This window comes from Halomonas halophila, assembly GCF_030406665.1.
Classification (GTDB): domain Bacteria; phylum Pseudomonadota; class Gammaproteobacteria; order Pseudomonadales; family Halomonadaceae; genus Halomonas; species Halomonas halophila.
On sequence record NZ_CP129121.1, the window covers coordinates 3,216,575 to 3,230,811 of the forward strand.

The following is a 14,237-nucleotide window of genomic DNA, read 5'->3' on the forward strand; positions in this document are numbered from 1 at the left end:
TCGCGCCCGCCACAGCGGCCGGCGCGATGGCGCCGCCCGCTGCACCTCCAGCCTACTACGCCCGCCCTCAGGGGGCGTATTCGATCTCGACGTCGTAGTCGTCGTCATCGAAGTCGTCGTCATCGTCCTCGTCGTCGCGAGGACGCTTGCGACCCAGTCGGGCCTCGGTGCGGGCCACGGCCTCCTCTTCCATGCGACGACGCATCTCGCGCTCGTGCTCGGCGACCTCCTCGTCCTCGTTCTCGAGGCGGCGCCGCTCGGTGAGCCAGCGATGGGCGGCCTGCACCAGGGCCTCGGTGCCTTCGCCGCTGATCGCCGAGACACGGAACACCGGACCGTCCCAGTCGAGGCGCCTGACGATCTCGTCGGCCACCGCCTCGCGCTCGTCCTCGGGCAGCAGGTCGAGCTTGTTGAGCACCAGCCAGCGCGGCAGCTCGGCCAGCGTCGGCGAGAACTCGCCCAGCTCGCGGACGATGGCCTCGGCGGCTTCCACCGGATCGGACTCGTCGAAGGGCGCCACGTCGACCACGTGGAACAGCAGCCGCGAGCGGGTCAGGTGCTTGAGGAAGCGCAGTCCCAGGCCCGCGCCGTCGGAGGCGCCCTCGATCAGCCCGGGAATGTCGGCCATCACGAAGTGCTCGTGCTGACCGAGCTTCACCACGCCGAGATTCGGCACCAGGGTGGTGAAGGGATAGTTGGCGACCTTGGGCTTGGCCGCCGAGACCGAGCGGATCAGCGTCGACTTGCCGGCGTTGGGCAAGCCCAGCAGGCCGACGTCGGCCATCACCTTCATTTCCAGGCGCAGGTTGCGCCGCTCGCCTTCGGTACCCGGCGTGGTGCGCCGCGGCGCCCGGTTGGTGGACGACTTGAAGTGGATATTGCCGAGCCCGCGGCGACCGCCCTGCCCCACCAGCACCACCTGACCGATCTCGGTGACGTCGGCGATCACCTCGAGGGTGTCCTCGTCGATCACCGTGGTGCCCACCGGCACCTTGATGTGCAGGTCCTCGCCGGCGCGGCCGCTCATCTGCCGACCCTGGCCGGGCTGGCCGTTCTGGGCCTTGTAGAAGCGCTGATACTTGAAGTCGATGAGGGTGTTGAGGGCGTCGTCACCGATCAGGTAGACACTGCCGCCATGGCCGCCGTCGCCCCCATCGGGACCACCCTTGGGCACGTACTTCTCGCGGCGGAAGCTCAGGCAGCCATTACCGCCCTTGCCGGCTTCCACGATGATCGAGGCTTCGTCGACGAACTGCATCTGTCATTCTCCCGGCGGTGCATACCGCCATGATACAAGAAGGCCCCGCCATGGCGGGGCCTTCTCGCTACAGGTCCGGGCGGTCTCAGGCGGAGACGATGCTCACGAACTTGCGATTCTTCGGACCCTTGGTCTCGAACTTGACCACGCCTTCGTCCAGGGCGAACAGGGTGTGGTCCTTGCCGATGCCCACGCCGGCGCCGGCGTGGAACTTGGTGCCGCGCTGACGGACGATGATGTTGCCCGGAGCCACGGACTGGCCACCGAACAGCTTCACGCCAAGGCGCTTGGATTCGGAATCGCGACCGTTACGGGTAGAGCCCGCTGCCTTCTTATGAGCCATTGCAAATACCTCGCTCGTTCAGGGGAGTGACCGCTTACGCGGAGATCCCGGTGATCTTGACTTCGGTGAACCACTGACGGTGGCCCTGACGCTTCATGCTGTGCTTGCGGCGACGGAACTTGATGATGTTCACCTTGTCGCCACGGCCATGAGCGACGACCTCAGCAGACACCTTGGCACCGTCGACGGTCGGCGCGCCGACCTGGACGTCGTCATCGCCACCCACCAGCAGAACTTCATCGAACTCGATGGTGTCGCCGGTCGGCACTTCCAGCTTCTCGAGCTTGAGAGTCTGGCCTTCCTGAACGCGGTACTGCTTGCCACCGCTCTTGATAACTGCGTACATGCTTGTCTCTCCGGTACTCATCGGGGGTTGGCTCTTCATCGACCTGCTTCGAGTGGCGCCCCTTCCGGCAACCATCTGACAGGGAGCGAGATGAGTGGGTCGCGGATTATAACCGCACGCGCGCAGGACGACAACCCGGCCGACACCCTGAACGCCGCGTCCGGCGCGGCCCGAGCACCAGCGCGGGCGCGCGCCTTGACGCCCCAAGGGGGGCCCCATAGCATGACCCTCACTCCCAGGCCGGCGCCAGGGGCATCGCGCACGGATGCCGCCCGCCGCCCCCACCACTTCGTCGATGCCGCCTTCATGTCAGCCAACCCTTCGTCGCCACAGCTCGAGAACGCCGTCCCCGCCTCGCCCATCCATGCCGTCGTCGCCGAGGACTTCGCCGCCGTCAACCGCACCATCCTCGAACAGCTCGCCTCCAAGGTGCCGCTGGTGGAGACCATCGGGCAGTACATCATCGACAGCGGCGGCAAGCGCCTGCGCCCGCTGCTGGTGCTGCTGGCCGCCCGCTCGCTGGGCGTCGAGGGCGACCGCCACATCACCCTGGCCACGCTGATCGAGTTCATGCACACCTCGACCCTGCTGCACGACGACGTGGTAGACGAATCCCACATGCGCCGCGGCAAGGCCACCGCCAACGATGCCTGGGGCAACGCGCCTTCGGTGCTGGTCGGCGACTTCCTCTATTCACGCTCGTTCCAGATGATGGTCGACGTGGGCTCGATGCGGATCATGGAAGTGCTCTCCGCCGCCACCTGCACCATCGCCGAGGGCGAGGTCCAGCAGCTGACCAACGTCGGCAACCCCGACGTGGACGAGGCCGCCTACTTCGAGACCATTCAGGGCAAGACCGCCATGCTGTTCGAGGCGGCCTCCCACAGCGGCGCCCTGCTCGCCGGTGCCACGCCCGAGCAGGAAGACGCGCTGCGCCTGTACGGCCGCTACCTGGGCCTGGCCTTCCAGCTGGTCGACGACCTGCTCGACTACCAGGGCGACGCCGAGGCGATGGGCAAGAACGTCGGCGACGACCTGGCCGAGGGCAAGCCGACCCTGCCACTGATCCAGGCCATGGCCGCCGGCACCGCCGAGCAGGCCAAGGTGGTCCGTCAGGCCATCCGCCAGGGCGGCCTCGAGCGCCTCGACGAGGTGCTGGCCATCGTCGGCGAGACCGGCGCGCTGGAGTACACCCGCGCCAAGGCCGAGGAGATGTCCGCCAAGGCCCTGGCCCAGCTGGATGCCCTGCCCGACTCCCCCTACCGCAACAGCATGGCCGAACTGGCCCGCCTGGCGGTGGAACGCCGCAACTGAGCCCGAGGCCGGAGATCGGCGAAGACGGAGAAGTAAAAGAAGGGCTTGCATTCCGTCTTCGCCTACGTATAATACTCATCCGTCGCCGAGAGACACGGCAGGCATCGGAGTATAGCTCAGCTTGGTAGAGCGCTGCCTTCGGGAGGCAGAGGTCGTAGGTTCGAATCCTGCTACTCCGACCAAGGACATCAGTAAAAACGCCCACTTAGCTCAATCGAGCGGTGGGCGTTTTTCGTTTCCCTCGGCTTGTTTCATTACCCCCACTGCCCGATCCGCAGCCCATGCTGACGAAGCTTGCGCACCACGCTGGGCTGGCTGATGCCGAGCCGCTCGGCCATTGCATAAGTGGAAGACAGCTCGCCGCACAGCTCGGCGAGGACGGCGCGCTCGGTGCGCGCCAGCATGGCCTTGAGCGACTCCCCTTCGAGCAGCGCGGCGCCGGCCTTCCCCTCGGTGCTCCGCTCCGGCTCCGTCTCGGGCAGCGCCGCCGGCCATTCCGCGGCCGCCCGCTCGCCACGAATGATATCCTCCCCGGCCGACAGCCAGGCCCGCTCCAGCCAGTTCTCGAGCTCTCGCACGTTGCCCGGCCAGTCCCGCCCCATCAGCTCCTGCCAGACGTCACGCCCGATCAGCTTGTCACGCCCATAGCGGGCATTGAGACGCTTCAGCTGGCGCTCGACCAGGCCGGGGATGTCCTCGCGGCGCTCGCGCAGCGGCGGCAGGGTGACGGGGATGACGTTGAGGCGATAGTAGAGATCGAGGCGGAACGCCCCCTCCTCGACCCGCCGGGCCAGGTCCTGGTTGGTCGCCACCACCAGCCGGAAGTCGATGCGCCTGGCCCGCGTATCGCCCAGCCGGGTCACGCTGCCGTCCTGGATGGTCTTGAGCAGCTTGGTCTGCATCGCCAGCGGCAGCTCGCCGATCTCATCGAGGAACAGGGTCCCGCCCTCGGCCTGCTCCAGGAGACCCGCCTTGCCCCCCGGCGCGGCACCGCTGAAGGCACCATGTCGATAGCCGAACATCTCCGACTCGAACAGGCTCTCCGGAATGGCGCCGCAATTGACGTCGATGAAGGGCCCATCGCCGCGCGCGCTCCAGCGGTGCAGCTGGCGGGCGAAGGCGGTCTTGCCGACGCCCGACTCGCCAAGCATCAGCACCGTGGCGTCGGTCGGCGCCACCCGCTGCAGCAGCAGCGCCACCTCGCGCATCACCCGGCTACGCACCTCGAGCTCGCCCAGGTCGACGTCCAGACCGGGCTCCTCGGCGCCGCCGCCACGCATGAGATGCTCGCTGAAGCGACGCTGCAGCAACGCATACTCTTCCTGGAGCATCTGCAGGTCGGTCAGGTCCATCGACCGGCTGACCACCGCCACCAGCTGGCCGCCCTGAAACACCGGATGCGCCTGCGCGATCACCCGCCGTCCGGTGCCGGTCACCTGCATCAGCTGGGCCGGCTTGCCGGTGCGGATGACCTCCAGGCTGATCGAGGGCTTCAGTACGCCTTCGGCCTCGAGCTGCTGCACGGTAGTGGCGCACAGTTCCTCACGAGACATGCCATAGACCGCCGCCGCGGCCGGGCTGACCTCGCAGACCCGCCCCTCGGTATCCACCACGAAGAAGTGATCGTGGGCGGTGTCGATGATGGTCTGCAGGATGCAGCTGTCGAGTTCGCTCATGGAAGGCCCCGTGATGCATAAATGAATCGCGCGATTCACCAATGTATCACGGCCACGGTGCCAGCGATCCAGAAATGAATCAACACACTCTAAACCTCCAACAATATCAGCTAGTTAAAAAGTGGCACGTTTCATGCTTAAGGTAACGATGAACAACCCCAATGATATGGAGCCCCAATGAGCGACTTTAACCAGCCCCTCGGCGGCAACGAGATGCCACGCTTCGGCGGCCCCGCCACCATGATGCGCCTGCCCACCCAGGACAGCGCCGCCGGGCTCGATGCCGCCTTCATCGGCGTGCCCATGGACATCGGCGCCTCCAACCGCCCCGGCACACGCCTGGGGCCGCGCCAGATCCGCGACGAGTCGCGCATGCTTCGCCCCTACAACATGGCCACCCGCGCCGCGCCCTTCGACAGCCTGCAGGTCGCCGACATCGGCGACGTGGCGATCAACACCTTCAACCTGCCCAAGAACCTCGACATCATCACCGGCTTCTACGACGAGGTGCTGTCTCACGACTGCGTGCCCTTGACGATGGGCGGCGACCACACCCTGACCTGGCCGCTGCTGCGCGCCATCGCCAGGAAGCACGGCCCGGTCGGCCTGATTCACATCGATGCCCACGCCGACGTCAACGAGCACATGTTCGGCGAGGAAATCGCCCACGGCTGCCCCTTCCGCCGCGCCCAGGAAGAGGGCCTGCTGGACAGCAACCGCGTGGTGCAGATCGGCCTGCGCGGCACCGGCTACGCCGCCGACGACTTCGACTGGTGCCGCGACCAGGGTTTCCGCGTCGTGACCGCCGAGCAGTGCTGGTACAAGTCGCTGGCGCCGCTGATGGCCGAAGTGCGCGAGCAGATGGGCGACGGCCCGGTGTACATCTCCTTCGACATCGACGGCCTGGACCCCTCGGTCGCCCCCGGCACCGGCACCGTCGAGATGGGCGGCCTCACCGCCCAGCAGGGGCTGGAGATCGTGCGCGGCGCGGCGGGCCTCAACGTCGTCGGCGGCGACCTGGTCGAGGTCTCGCCCCCCTATGACACCAGCGGCAACACCGCGCTGATGGGCGCCACCCTGCTCTACGAGATGCTCTGCGTGCTGCCCGGCGTGATACACCGCGACTGAGCCGACCCGACCCGGCCCCCCCCCCCCCCCGGGGCCGGGTTCTACCCATTACAAGATCAATAGGGAAACCCCATGGCCAACTCCTTCGACACCCAACTGGCCAGTCGCGCGGCACCGCTGAGCCGCGCCGGACTGCTGAAGTTCCTGATCCCCTCTCTGCTGGGCATCGGCCTGTTCCTGGTGCCCTTCTCCACCGGCGACACCATCAACATCGGCATGGGCCTGATGGCCGACGGCCTCAAGGCGCTGCTCGGCGATGCCCTGCCGACCATCGCCACGGTCGTGCTGTGCCTGTCCGTAGCGCTGACGCTGACGGTCAAGCTGACTCGGCCCGCCTGGGCCCGCGAGGGCGCCCTGCACGAGCTGTTCGACGTGGCGCCTCTGTGGGTGATCATGCGCGTGCTGGGCGCGGCGTTCGCGCTGATGACCTACTTCCAGGTCGGCCCGGAGGCGGTCACCGCCTCCTTCACCGGGGGCGTGATGCTCAACGACCTGGCCCCGGTACTGCTGACCTTCTTCTTCTTCGCCGCCATCCTGCTGCCCTTCCTGGTCGACTTCGGCTTCATGGAGTTCATCGGCAGTCTGGTGCGCACGCCCTTCCGCAAGATCTTCGGCCTGCCCGGGCGCAGCGCCATCGATGCCACCGCCTCCTGGATGGGATCCGGCACCGTGGGCGTGCTGATCACCACCCAGCAGTACGAGCAGGGCTACTACAACGCCCGCGAGGCCTCGGCGATCGCCACCAACTTCTCCATCGTCTCGATCGCCTTCGCCCTGCTGGTCACCAGCTTCATCGGCATCAACCACCTGTTCGTGCCCTTCTACCTGACCGTGGTGGTCGCCGGCCTGGTCGCCGCCGTCATCGTGCCGCGCCTGCCGCCGCTGTCGCGCAAGTCGAACGCCTACCACGAGCCAGTAGGCTGCCAGATTCAGGAAGAAAACACCGGCGACCAGAGCCTGCTGCGCTACAGCCTGGGCATGGCCGTGGCACGTGCCGAGACCGCCCCGGGTCCGCTCAAGCTGGCACGCATCGCGCTGTTCAACGTCGCCGACATCTTCCTCGGCCTGCTGCCGCTGGTGATCGCCATCGGCACCGTGGCGCTGGTGCTGGCCGAATTCACGCCGCTGTTCACCTGGCTCTCCGCGCCCATGGTGCCGGTGCTGGAATGGATGCGGATCCCCGAGGCCGAGGCCGCCGCCCCCGCCACCCTGGTGGGCTTCGCCGACATGTTCCTGCCGGCGGTGCTGGCCAGCGACATCGAGAGCGAGCTGACCCGCTTCGTGATCGCCTGCCTGTCGCTGACCCAGCTGATCTACATGTCCGAGATCGGCGCCCTGCTGCTGAAATCGAAGATCCCGCTCAAGCTGTGGGAGCTGGTGGTGATCTTCCTGCTGCGCACCGCCATCACCCTTCCGATCATCGTGTTCATGGGCCATTGGCTGGTGGGCTGAGACGATCCCCATGAACCGCGAGAGCCTGAATCCTGAGAGAGAAACGCCCATGACCTGCGCCGACCTGCTGATTCGCCTGCTGCGCGACACCTACGGGGTGGACACCGTGTTCGGGATCCCCGGCGTGCATACCGTTGAGCTCTACCGCGGCCTCGCCGGCGGCGAGGGCAGCGGCATCCGCCATGTCACGCCGCGCCACGAGCAGGGCGCCGGCTTCATGGCCGACGGCTACGCCCGCGCCACCGGCAAGCCCGGGGTGTGCTTCATCATCACCGGGCCCGGCATGACCAACATCGCCACCGCCATGGGTCAGGCGCTGGCCGACTCGGTGCCGATGCTGGTGATCTCCAGCGTCAATCGCCGCGACACCCTGGGTCGCGGGCAGGGCCGGCTGCATGAACTGCCGAGCCAGCAGCAGCTGATCGCCGGGGTCGCCCGCTTCAGCCACACCCTGCTCGACCCCGAGGGCCTGCCCGAAACGCTGGCCCGGGCCTTCGCGGTATTCGAAGGCGCACGGCCGGGGCCTGTGCATCTCGAGATTCCCATCGATCTGTTCGATGCCCCGGTCCGCACGCCGCGGCACTGGCAGCGAGCGGCACTGGCCAAGGCCGCGCCGGATCCCGTGGCCATCGCCGAAGCAGGCGCCTGGCTGGCAGATGCCGCACGCCCGCTGGTGCTGCTCGGCGGCGGCAGCGTGGCCGCCCCCGAGGCCGCTCGCGCGCTGGTCGAGGCGCTCGATGCCCCCGCCGTCACCACCATCAACGCCAAGGGACTGCTCGGCCGCGACCATCCGCTGGACCTGGGCGCCAACGCCTCGCTGCCGGCGGTGCGCGAGCTGGCACGGGACGCCGACGTGGTGCTGGCCATCGGCACCGAGCTCGGCGAGACCGACTACGACGTGGTGTTCGACGACGGCTTCACGCTCGACGGCCGACTGATCCGCATCGACGTGGATCCCCAGCAGCTGGCCCGCAACCAGGCCGCCGACCTGGCCCTGGTGGCCGACGCCGGCCAGGCCCTCGCGGCCCTGGCGTCGCACTTCAAAGGAACCCGGCTGAACCGTGGCGGCGCCGAGCGTACACGGGCCGCCCATGAGGCGATGGGGCTCGCCGAGGACCCGGCCTTTGCCGCCTATGTGCCGCTGTTCGACACCCTGCGCGAGGCCCTGCCCGAGGCGATCCTGGTCGGCGATTCCTGCGCCACCACCTACGCGGCCAACCACCTGGTCGCCCAGCCGGCCCCGCGGCGCTTCTTCAACGCTTCCACCGGCTACGGCACCCTCGGCTACGGCCTGCCGGCGGCGCTCGGCGCCAGCCTCGCCCGCCCCGACCTGCCGGTGGTGGCCCTGGTCGGCGACGGCGGCGTGATGTTCACCCTGCCGGAGCTGGCCTGCGCGGTGGAGGAACGCCTGCCGGTAGTGATCCTGCTGTGGCACAACCAGGGCTACGAGGAGATCCGCCGCTTCATGGACGACGCCGGCGTCACCCGCCTCGGCGTCGACCTCCAGGCCCCGGACTTCCTCACCGTGGCCCGCGGCTTCGGCTGTGCCGCCACCCGCGTCGCCGCCCCCGCGGAGCTGGCCCAGGCGCTGTCCAGCCGCCCCGCCGACGGTCCGCTGCTGATCGAAGTCGACGCCGCGGCCTGGGCTCGCGCCGCCTCGCCTGAATTCGGACCTGGAGCCTGACATGCAACGACTCACCCAGCAGTTCATCGACAACCACTGGATCGCGAGCCGCAGCGAGCGCCGCCTGCCGGTGACCGATCCCTACCGCCAGGAGACGATCGCCGAGGTCACCGCCGGCGACCCGGCCGACGTCGACGCCGCGGTGGGCGCCGCACGCCGTGCCCTGCCCGCCTGGCAGGCGCTGGGCGGCGAGCGTCGGGCGGTCTACCTCGAGGCCTTCGCCGACGCCCTCGTCGAGCGCCGCGAGGCGCTGATGCGGCTGTCTTCCACCAACAACGGCAAGGCCCTGGCCGAGACCGCCATCGATCTCGACGATGCCATCGCCTGCTATCGCTACTACGCCGGCCAGGCCCGGGCCCTGGAGGCCCGCCAGGGGCGCCTGGTCGAGCATGGCATGGACGGCATCGAGGCCCGCACCTACGAGGACCCGGCCGGCGTGGTCGGCCTGATCACGCCCTGGAACTTCCCGCTGGTCACCAGCGCCTGGAAGATCGCCCCGGCGCTGGCCGCCGGCTGCACGGTGGTGTTCAAGCCCTCCGAGATCACGCCGCTGCCCGAGCAGGCCGTGGCCGAGATCGCCCTCGAGATCGGCCTCCCGGCCGGGGTCATCAACCTGGTGCACGGCGACGGCGAGGGCATCGGCGCGCCGCTCACCGCCCATCCCGGCATCGACAAGCTGTCCTTCACCGGCAGCAACGCCGTGGGCGAGAAGGTCATGCGCGCCGCCGCTGACGGCACCCGGGGCGTCTCGCTCGAACTCGGCGGCAAGTCGCCGATCCTGGTGCTGGACGACGCCGAGGTCGAGGCCGCCGCCGACTGGGTGATGGCCGGCATCTACTTCAACAGCGGGCAGATCTGCTCGGCGACCTCGCGGCTGATCGTGCACGCATCGCTGGCCGACGCGCTCTATGCGGCGCTGGCCACGCGCATCGATACCATCCGCCTGGGCGATCCGCTGGCCGACGATACCGACATGGGCCCGATGACCAGCGCGCGGCAGCGCGAGGCCGTGGAAGGCTACCTGTCCATCGCCGCCGAGGAGGGGCTTATCGCGGTGCGCGACGCCCGGCACCGCGAGCTGCCCGCCCAAGGCGAATTCGTCGCGCCGACCCTGTATCGCGATGTGCCCGTCGGCAGCCGACTGTGGCGGGAGGAGGTCTTCGGCCCGGTGCTGTGCGCCCGCAGCGTCGACAGCGACGCCGAGGCGATCGCGCTGGCCAATGACTCCGCCTTCGGCCTCGCCGCCACCGTGATCTCGGGCGACGCCGACCGCGCCCGCCGCGTCGGCCGCGCGCTACGGGCCGGCAGCATCTGGTTCAACAGCGAGCAGCTGGTGCTGCCGGAGGCGAGCTGGGGCGGCTTCGGCATCAGCGGCATCGGCCGCGAGCTGGGCCCCTGGGGGCTGGCGGGCTACCTGGAGGTCAAGCACCTGATCGGACCGGCGGGCTGAATCGGCCCTGCCATGCAATACACGACGCCCCGGCCGCCTGGCCAGGGCGTCGTCGTCTCAAAGCGTTTCAGGAAAGACGATCCCTACTCGTCGTGGCCGACCTTCAGCGTCGACTTCTTCGCCTTGCCGTCGTTGGCCTGCCAGGAGAGGCGGATATCCAGGCGGTGATAGTCGTCTTCCTTGCGCGCGGTGATCTTGAGATTGATCAGCCCCTTGGGCGCGAGGCGGATCTCGCCTTCGTCGTCCGAGAACGACAGCACACCCTTGGCCAACCCCTTGGTGATCGCCTTGAGGATCTCCTGGGCGCCCTTGATGCTCTGTAGCGATTCGTGCCGGAAGAGGCTCTTCTCGGTCTTCATGATGGTCTTGCCTTCTTCTGGGTGGCCGCACGCCGCCTCTCGAGGTAGCGCTCCGGTTCGAAGACCTTGGCATGCGGATAGTCGTTGCTGATGCCGATCACCCGGCCCGCCGGGTCGATGATGGTCACGCCCATGCCATGCCCCTCGAGCCCTTCCTTGCGACGCGAGTTGCGGTCCAGGGTGATGTCGCCCTCGATGTGCAGCATGCCGCGGCGAATCATCAGGCGCTGTCCGGCGGTGAGGTTGATATGGCCGTGCACCACGGCGTGGATGCCCTGGCGATAGACGCGGTCGACGCCGTGTTCGGTCAGGGGAAAATCGACCTTGCGATACTTGGTGCGCAGGGTGTTGGCCAGCGGCCCATAGTAGAACCCGAAGGGATCCTCGAGCACCTGCTCGGAGAAGCGCCGGTTCAACGCCTCGACGCCTTCGTCCTCGATCAGGCGAGCGGTGCTGTCGTCCAGCCCGGCGTGCACGAACAGGAAGGAACCCTCCCGGTGGGCGAGCCGCATGGCCTCGAAGAACCAGGCGAACTCGCCCTCCGGGCGCAGGAACAGCGCGCACAGCACCTGCGACGCGGCGTAAACCTGGCGCAGCGTCAAGCCGGCCTTCTCGCAGGCGGCCTCGAAGTTCGCCACCTTCTTGCGCAGCCGGGCGAGCTCTCGCTCGATGGCCTTGTCGCTCATCTGCTCCCGGGCCATGGCCGGGAAGGCCTCGAACCAGCCCTCGTCGGGAAACAGCCGCCGCCGGCAGCCCTTCCTGCCCGGGACGCCGGCCAGCGGCTTCTTCTTGCCGGCCAGGTACTCGGCGTACACCTCCTTGAGCAGCGGGATGGCCTTGCTGCCCATGCGCACGAAGAGGTGCTCGGTGCGCGGCGAGCGCTCGTGCTCCAGGGCCATCAGCCCCATCAGCAGGCGCATGTCATGGTTGCCCGCCAGCAGCGTCACCCGGGCGCCGCTGTCCATCAGCCGGCGCAGGCTGCGCAGCAGCGTCAGGTTGCTGGGCCCCTTGTCCAGGCAGTCGCCGCCGATCACGAAGGCGCCCTTGCGGCCGCGCTTGGTCAGGCGGATCTCGTCAAGGCCCGGCCCGGTCTGCTTCACGCCGCCCGAGGCCACCAGCGAGCCCACGAAGGCCTGCGCATCGGCGTGCGGGTCGGAGATGAAGAAGACCCGACGCTCGGGCCAGGCCCAGGGGCGATGCGACACCGCGCGGCGCAGCAGGCGGGTGACCACCGCCGGCGAACTGCCGCCCCGCGCCTGGGCGTTGCGCCCGCCCGGCACCCAGGGCTCCGCGGTGGTCGGCAGCGCCTCGGTCAGCCACGACGGTCCCTTGTAGCGGGGAAAGCCGCGGGGAACACCGCGGCCCTCATCGCCGACATTCACGCCGGATGTCTCGGAACGGGCCTGACCACTCGCCATGTGCGGGCTCCTGGAGAAAGAAGGGAAGAAGAAAGCAGGGAAGGAGAAAGCGGGAACGAGCCAGCCTATGACCTCGAGGTGACGGTTCGATGACGCCCCGGTGCGCCTGGGCTAGTCGTGGTAGCCATCGCCGCCCCTCACCTTCCAGCGTCCGCCGACATGATGCCAGCGGCCGTGGGCATCGCGCTCCAGGTAGACCGGCGCGGCGTGATACATGCTCAGCCGGGCGATGTCGTCGAAGGCCAGCACGCCGAGTCGATGGGCGGCGTGGCGGAAGGAGGCCCCGTGGCCGACGAAGACCTTGAGCGTGTCCTGACCGGCCTGCGCCGACAGCGCGGCCATGCGCGACTCGAGATGCTCGGCGACGCGCTCGCCGGCCTCCATCAGCGACTCCGCCCCGGGCAGCGGCAGGCGGAAGTGGCTGTTCGACTTCCAGTCCGCCGGCAGCTCGCCGCAGCGCGGGTCCGCCGCGACCACCTCGGCGATCTGCGCCGCGGTCAGGTTCGCCGCGCAGCCCAGCCCGCGCTCGGCCAGGGCGGAGAAGCTCTCGACCCGCGGCGCCGCCTCGCACGGCACGCCGGCCGAGGAAAGCGCCGCTTTGAGGCCCTCGGCGGTCTGCCAGGCCCGCAGCAGGCGCGAGGCATCGATGGTCTCGGCCAGGCGCCAGCCTTCGGCGGCCAGGGTCTGCGCCAGCGCGAGACCGGCCTCGGCGGCCTGGACTTCCCCACGCTCGGTCAGCGGGAAGGGCTGGTGGGCGCTCGGCGTATCGGCCAGCTGGTGATAGTCACCATGGCGGATCAGCGCCGCGATGGTGCGGGGCGTGCGATTTGTCATGACGCGCCTCCCGACTGGAGACGCGCCGCCAGCGCGCGCAGCTCGCTCGCCAGCGCCTCGCCCTTGACCGCCGCGGCGGCCTCCTCGGGCGCGAACCAGCGCCGGGTACGGTGCGGCTCCTCGCGGTCATGCTGCGGCTGCTCGGCGTCGACGCGCATGGCGAACAGCGCCACCTCACAGGTCGCGCCCCACTTGGCCTGGCGATAGTGGCCCGGCGCCACGGCGGCGATCGCGCCGCTGATGCCGGCCTCCTCGCCCGCCTCCTTGAGCGCCGAGGCCTTGGGGGAAAGCCCCGGTTCGACGATGCCCTTGGGCAGGCTCCAGTGGCGATTGCTGCTCGAGCCGATCAGCAGCACCTCAAGTGCGCCATCGCGCCAGCGATAGGGCAGCACCGCGGACTGGGTGTAGTAGTAGGCCGGCCGCTCGCGCCGCTCGGCGCCGTCGGGAAACGGGAAGGGAAAGCCCTCGGGCAGCACCTTCGGGCGCTGTAGCTCGAGCAGCCGCGCCCCGCCGGCGGCGAGCGACGCCCAGGCGACGTCCAGGCCGAGGCGCGCCAGCGCCGCGGTGGGCAGTCGCTTGCCGTCTTCCGCGTCGGGAAGCGGTTCGGGCGAGAGCCAGTCGAGGAATTCCTCCAGCCCGGGGTTGTGGCCGACCACCATCAGCCGCGAGATATCGTCCGGGCAGCGCGCCACCACGTGCGCCAGCGCCTCGGGATCGCCCTCGTAGAGCGCCGGCTCCAGCGTCACGGCCTCGGCGGTCAGCCCCATGGCCTTGGCGCACTTCTCGGCGGTGGCCCGGGCGCGCTCGGCGGGCGAGGTCAGGATGCGCTGCGGCACCCGCCCCTGCTCGGCCAGCCAGGCGCCCATGCGCTGGGCGCCGAGCTTGCCGCGCTTCTTCAGCGGCCGCTCGAGATCGTCAACCGGCACCGACCCGTCGGACTTGCCGTGGCGCAGCAACAGCAGCTCGCGAGACATG

Annotated in this window: 13 protein-coding genes and 1 tRNA gene; 6 read left to right on the top strand and 8 right to left on the bottom strand. The window is 69.1% G+C overall.

All coding sequences use genetic code 11. The annotated features are described in order from the left end of the window. Window positions 1–67: 67 nt before the first annotated feature. The 3 genes from cgtA to rplU form a co-directional block, all read right to left on the bottom strand. Window positions 68–1,258, bottom strand: coding sequence for an Obg family GTPase CgtA (gene cgtA / locus QWG60_RS15085; protein ID WP_035592827.1), 1,191 nt, complete (start codon window positions 1,256–1,258; stop codon window positions 68–70). Between the two features lie 85 nt (window positions 1,259–1,343). Continuing rightward, a complete protein-coding gene (gene rpmA / locus QWG60_RS15090) occupies window positions 1,344–1,601 on the bottom strand; it encodes a 50S ribosomal protein L27 (protein WP_146910183.1) in 258 nt (85 codons plus the stop codon). A gap of 34 nt (window positions 1,602–1,635) precedes the next feature. Next, the gene (gene rplU, locus QWG60_RS15095) at window positions 1,636–1,947 is read right to left on the bottom strand and encodes a 50S ribosomal protein L21 (RefSeq protein WP_035592824.1); all 312 of its coding nucleotides are present in this window, start codon (window positions 1,945–1,947) and stop codon (window positions 1,636–1,638) included. A 306-nt stretch (window positions 1,948–2,253) separates the two neighbouring features. Between rplU and ispB the strand changes: the two genes are divergently transcribed. Together ispB and QWG60_RS15105 are read left to right on the top strand one after the other, a co-directional pair. Beyond that, on the top strand, window positions 2,254–3,261 hold the full coding sequence (gene ispB, locus QWG60_RS15100) for an octaprenyl diphosphate synthase (protein WP_146910180.1): 1,008 nt from the start codon (window positions 2,254–2,256) through the stop codon (window positions 3,259–3,261). A gap of 105 nt (window positions 3,262–3,366) precedes the next feature. After that, a tRNA-Pro gene (locus QWG60_RS15105) sits at window positions 3,367–3,443 on the top strand. Window positions 3,444–3,515: 72 nt separating this feature from the next. Here the strand turns inward: QWG60_RS15105 and QWG60_RS15110 are convergent. Then, window positions 3,516–4,937 carry a sigma-54 interaction domain-containing protein gene (locus tag QWG60_RS15110; protein ID WP_146910177.1) on the bottom strand — a complete coding sequence of 474 codons (1,422 nt, stop codon included), beginning with the start codon at window positions 4,935–4,937 and terminating at the stop codon, window positions 3,516–3,518. A 177-nt stretch (window positions 4,938–5,114) separates the two neighbouring features. On the opposite strand from QWG60_RS15110, the gene speB reads away from it, so the two are divergent. The 4 genes from speB to QWG60_RS15130 all read left to right on the top strand — a co-directional run bounded on the left by speB (window position 5,115) and on the right by QWG60_RS15130 (window position 10,651). Continuing rightward, a complete protein-coding gene (gene speB, locus QWG60_RS15115; protein ID WP_107182425.1) occupies window positions 5,115–6,065 on the top strand; it encodes an agmatinase in 951 nt (316 codons plus the stop codon). A gap of 72 nt (window positions 6,066–6,137) precedes the next feature. After that, a complete protein-coding gene (locus tag QWG60_RS15120) occupies window positions 6,138–7,517 on the top strand; it encodes a YjiH family protein (protein WP_107182426.1) in 1,380 nt (459 codons plus the stop codon). 49 nt (window positions 7,518–7,566) lie between these two features. Beyond that, window positions 7,567–9,201: a 5-guanidino-2-oxopentanoate decarboxylase gene (locus QWG60_RS15125; protein WP_146910130.1), complete on the top strand. Its 1,635-nt coding sequence runs from the start codon at window positions 7,567–7,569 to the stop codon at window positions 9,199–9,201. Between the two features lies 1 nt (window position 9,202). Further along, window positions 9,203–10,651 (top strand): aldehyde dehydrogenase family protein, encoded by a 1,449-nt coding sequence (locus QWG60_RS15130; protein WP_146910127.1) that lies wholly within the window; start codon window positions 9,203–9,205, stop codon window positions 10,649–10,651. An 83-nt stretch (window positions 10,652–10,734) separates the two neighbouring features. On the opposite strand, the gene QWG60_RS15135 is transcribed toward QWG60_RS15130, so the two are convergent. From QWG60_RS15135 to QWG60_RS15150, 4 genes are all read right to left on the bottom strand, one after another. Then, complete coding sequence (locus QWG60_RS15135; RefSeq protein WP_035596484.1) at window positions 10,735–11,010, bottom strand: amphi-Trp domain-containing protein; 276 nt, start codon at window positions 11,008–11,010, stop codon at window positions 10,735–10,737. Further along, window positions 11,007–12,428 (bottom strand): metallophosphoesterase, encoded by a 1,422-nt coding sequence (locus QWG60_RS15140; RefSeq protein WP_146910125.1) that lies wholly within the window; start codon window positions 12,426–12,428, stop codon window positions 11,007–11,009. Before QWG60_RS15140 ends, QWG60_RS15135 begins: the two co-directional genes overlap by 4 nt. Before the next feature lie 111 nt (window positions 12,429–12,539). After that, the gene (locus QWG60_RS15145; RefSeq protein ID WP_046077782.1) at window positions 12,540–13,262 is read right to left on the bottom strand and encodes a histidine phosphatase family protein; all 723 of its coding nucleotides are present in this window, start codon (window positions 13,260–13,262) and stop codon (window positions 12,540–12,542) included. Further along, window positions 13,259–14,236: an NUDIX domain-containing protein gene (locus tag QWG60_RS15150; RefSeq protein ID WP_186810094.1), complete on the bottom strand. Its 978-nt coding sequence runs from the start codon at window positions 14,234–14,236 to the stop codon at window positions 13,259–13,261. Before QWG60_RS15150 ends, QWG60_RS15145 begins: the two co-directional genes overlap by 4 nt. Window position 14,237 lies beyond the last annotated feature (1 nt).